Annotated in this window: 2 protein-coding genes; both read right to left on the bottom strand. The window is 66.2% G+C overall.

Features of this window, described 5'->3' with window-relative positions; all coding sequences use genetic code 11:
• A partial coding sequence (metK, locus tag ACTIR_RS0118250; protein WP_026455361.1) for a methionine adenosyltransferase occupies nucleotides 1-1,190 on the bottom strand: 1,190 nt, incomplete at its 3' end.
• A gap of 60 nt (nucleotides 1,191-1,250) precedes the next feature.
• Nucleotides 1,251-2,957 carry a glycine/sarcosine N-methyltransferase gene (locus tag ACTIR_RS0118245; RefSeq protein ID WP_052583943.1) on the bottom strand — a complete coding sequence of 569 codons (1,707 nt, stop codon included), beginning with the start codon at nucleotides 2,955-2,957 and terminating at the stop codon, nucleotides 1,251-1,253.
• Nucleotides 2,958-4,101 lie beyond the last annotated feature (1,144 nt).

The following is a 4,101-nucleotide window of genomic DNA, read 5'->3' as shown; positions in this document are numbered from 1 at the left end:
GCCGCGTCCTTCAGAGCGGCGGCCTTGTCGGTGCGCTCCCACGGCAGGTCCAGGTCGGGGCGCCCGAAGTGGCCGTAGGCGGCCGTCGGCGCGTAGATCGGACGCAGCAGGTCCAGGTGGCGGATGATCGCCGCCGGGCGGAGGTCGAAGACCTCGTTCACCGCGGCCTGCAGCTTGTCGTGGGCCACCTTCTCGGTGCCGAAGGTCTCGATGAACAGACCCACCGGGGCCGCCTTGCCGATGGCGTAGGCGACCTGGATCTCGGCACGGTCGGCCAGGCCGGCCGCGACGATGTTCTTCGCGACCCAGCGGGTGGCGTAGGCCGCGGAGCGGTCCACCTTCGACGGGTCCTTGCCGGAGAAGGCGCCGCCACCGTGCCGGGCCATGCCGCCGTAGGTGTCGACGATGATCTTCCGGCCGGTCAGGCCCGCGTCACCCATCGGCCCGCCGACCACGAAGCGGCCGGTCGGGTTGATCAGGATGCGGGGGTCCTCGGCCTCGAGGCCGAGCGACTCGATCTCCGGCGCGATGACGTGCTTGCGCAGGTCGACGGCGAGTTCCTTGTCCAGGTCCACGCCCTCGGCGTGCTGGCTGGAGATCACGACGGTGTCCAGGCGGACCGGCTTGTTGCCGTCGTACTCGATGGTCACCTGGGTCTTGCCGTCGGCACGCAGGTACGGAACCGTGCCGTTCTTGCGGACCTCGGTCAGCCTGCGGGACAGGCGGTGCGCCAGGGCGATCGGCAGCGGCATCAGCTCGGGCGTGTCCGTGCTGGCGTAGCCGAACATCAGGCCCTGGTCACCGGCGCCCTGCTTGTCGAACTCGTCGAGGGCGTTCTCCAGCCGCGTCTCGTAGGCGGTGTCGACACCCTGCGCGATGTCCGGGGACTGCGCGTCGATCGACACGTTGATCCCGCAGGTGTTGCAGTCGAAGCCCTTGCCGGACTCGTCGTACCCGATCTCCTGCACGCGGTCACGGATGATCTTCGGGACGTCGACCTGGGCCTCGGTGGTCACCTCGCCGGCCACGTGGACCTGACCAGTGGTGATCATGGTCTCGACCGCGACACGGCTGCGCGGGTCCACGCTCAGCATCGCGTCCAGGATGCTGTCGCTGATCGCGTCGGCCATCTTGTCGGGGTGGCCTTCGGTCACGGACTCACTGGTGAACAGCCTACGGTTAGCAGTCACTCTTATCCTCGTCTCTCGTAGGGAAGGGGAAATTCGGGGGTCGCTCGACGGGCGGCGGAGTCACGCCCTGGCGTGGAAGATGCCCCACGCGAGGTTACCGCTCTTGCCACCGGCGACCCAGTTCTTGAGACCGGTCTTCATGCGCGTGAGGTACTCCTCACTGACGACCTTGGAGACCTCGTCGTGCCTGCGCTCGGTCTCGTCGTGCACCCGGCCGTAGTGGGTGGCCAGCTGCGGGGTGTGGTCCTCGAAGTCGATCGACGTCAGGCCCAGCCGGTTGAGCTCCCTGCGGTAGAACCCGGGCGAGCCCATGCTGTCCAGGTGCAGCCGGTCCAGGATCGGCTTGAGCGAGGGCTTGTCGACCGAGTCCGCCGCCATCGGGTCGGTGAACACGAACTCGCCCGAGGGCTTGAGCACGCGCACGACCTCCTGGAGCACCCGCACCCGGTCACCGCTGTGCAGGAACGAGTCCTGCGACCAGACCACGTCGAACTCGTTGTCCTCGAAGGGCAGGTCCTCGAACGAGCCGTCCACCACGTCGATCAGGTGCGACAGGCCCTGCTCCTCGGTGAACTGCCGGTTGCGGTTGTTCTCGACCTCGGACAGGTTCAGGCAGGTGACCTTGCATCCGTAGGTCTTGGCCAGGTAGCGCGCCGCGCCACCGTAGCCCGCACCGACGTCCAGGATCTTCGTCTGCGGCGTGATCGTCAGCTTGCCGGCCATGCGCTCGACCGTGCGCACGCTCGCCGGGGCGATCGGCTCGTCCGGCGTCTCGTAGAGACCGACGTGGATGTCCTCGCCGCCCCAGATCGTGTAGTAGAAGTTGTCCGCGTCGTCCGAGTTGTAGTAGTCCCGGGCGACGTTCACCGCACTGGAGTAGTTCGCCGCGTCGTCGACGGAGGAGATGTAGTTCTTGTCCGCGACGTGGATGAAGAAGTCCGGCTCGTCGGCGGTGTAGGTCTCCTGGAAGTCGCCGTAGGTCTCCACCCGCTGGAAGCCGACCTCCCGCAGCAGCCTGCGCGTGTAGTCCTTGCGCAGCGGGAACATGTTGAGGTGGTACTGCGAGCCGTCGGCGTAGGAGTACCGGAACCGCGCCAGGCCGTCGTCGACGTGCTCCGGCTCGGCCGTGACCTCCTCGCCGGCGTAGTAGTACGTGTGCTTGCTGGAGAAGCCGTTGTCCAGGATGGAGTCGTAGTTGCGCTGGTCGAGGATCAGCACACCGTCCGGCTTGAGCACCGCGTAGAACTCGGCGAGCGCCTTGCGGCGGTCCCGCTCGGAGAACAGGTGCGTGAAGGAGTTGCCGAGACACACGACCGCGTCGAACTGCCCCTGCACGTCCCGGTTCAGCCAGCGCCAGTCGGCGTGCACGACCTTGAGGACGTAGTTGTTGTAGCTCAGCCCGTTCTCGAAGGCCTTCGCCAGCATCTCCGCGCTGCCGTCGACACTGACCGTGTCGAAGCCCGACTCGATCAGCCGGACGGAGTGGAACCCGGTCCCGGTGGCGACGTCGAGCACCGACGTCACACCGCGGGACTTCAGCAGGTCGACGAAGAAGCTGCCCTCGCTCTCGTACCGCTTCTTCCAGTCGATGAGGTCGTCCCACTTGTCGACGAAGCCCTTGACGTACTCGTCGGTGTAGTGGTCGGTGTCCCGAACGGTCAGCGGGTCCGAACCGAACTCCTGTGCCGGATGTGCCGCGATCTCCTGGTTCTCGTCAACCGCTCCGGCCTCCTTCACATCGGACGGGCCAGACCTCGAATCACTCATTACGCTTCCTTCCACGTTCGGCCAGACACAGCATTGCTTTCGCGACCCGCGTCACACTTCCCGGCAGTCCTCCTCGTCCTCGGGCGCGCACACAATTCCTCGGTGGCGCGCGCGGCCGTCGAGCCGGAAAAGGGCGCGCGAAAGCGCTGGGTCATCACAATCCGAGCAGCATCGACTCTGATACGACCCGCGACTCGCCGGCGGTAGTTCCGCACCCGGGCTCGGCGAGCTCGGCCCTCACCCCGACTCGGCTGATTGCAGCACATCGACGTTGATCTCCGCAATCGCCTCGACTCAATCTATTGAGTACCGGTCGAAAGTATCAATGGGTCAATTGCGTGATGTCGGGGCTCACCCCACGTACAAGCCGACGGCGCACGATCCGCACCTCCGGGCGCTGGGCGCACAGCGGCGAGCGGGGCTCCGGGAGGACATTCTCCGTGGTCGTCGGCGGTTTTCGGAAATCTTGGCCGGCCACTTGACAACCGATCCAAGCGATTGTGTCCAAGACTACAAACTCACTCGAACGGGGGAGTGTTGTTGACTCTTCGTCGCTCAGTGTCCGACCGTCCGTGACCTCCTAGACCGAATGTGTGATGTCGGTCGCCCCGTTGCGTTCGTATCGTATACGGCAACGCGTTGCGTAGTACCCAACGAAAAACGCCCCGGAACACCGACGGTGCAATGTTCGCACACCCTCGGTACATCCCGCTTTTGTTACCGATTCGTGCTTGCCCTCCACTCCGGGTGACGACGGCACATCTCCGGCGGTCGGGATCACACGATTTGCTCCCCGCGGAGGCGACGTCACCGCCGCACCCGCCCCGTGGGTCGCAACGCGATTATTCCGCGACGGATCGTCAACACGATCACCGGTGTCGATTTCCGTTCCGATGTTTTCGCCGCGTGATCCGTCATCGGCGGATCGGTCCCGATTCACGACGAACCGTGCCGGGTGTCCGATCGCACACCCCGCACACCGGACGGTTCCGGAGCCGAATGTTCTCCCCGCACGGACGCACGCGATTCTCCGTCGGTAATCCGGCGTCGGTGGGCGGCACCGTGCCACCCACCCGCCGGCCGGCGGAACACGCGCCACGGCGGCGGCCGGGACAGGTCCGTGGCCGCGTCCCGCGGGCGGCCC

Origin of the sequence: Saccharomonospora iraqiensis subsp. iraqiensis, assembly GCF_000430445.1 — a bacterium.
Lineage (GTDB): Bacteria > Actinomycetota > Actinomycetes > Mycobacteriales > Pseudonocardiaceae > Saccharomonospora > Saccharomonospora iraqiensis.
The sequence above is the reverse complement of the archived record's forward strand: the minus strand, read 5'-3'. Positions and strand labels throughout refer to the sequence as shown.

Coding starts and splice junctions, on each gene's coding strand:
- ACTIR_RS0118245 (WP_052583943.1), bottom strand. CDS start 2,957: ATGAGTGATTCGAGGTCTGGCCCGTCCGATGTGAAGGAGGCCGGAGCG.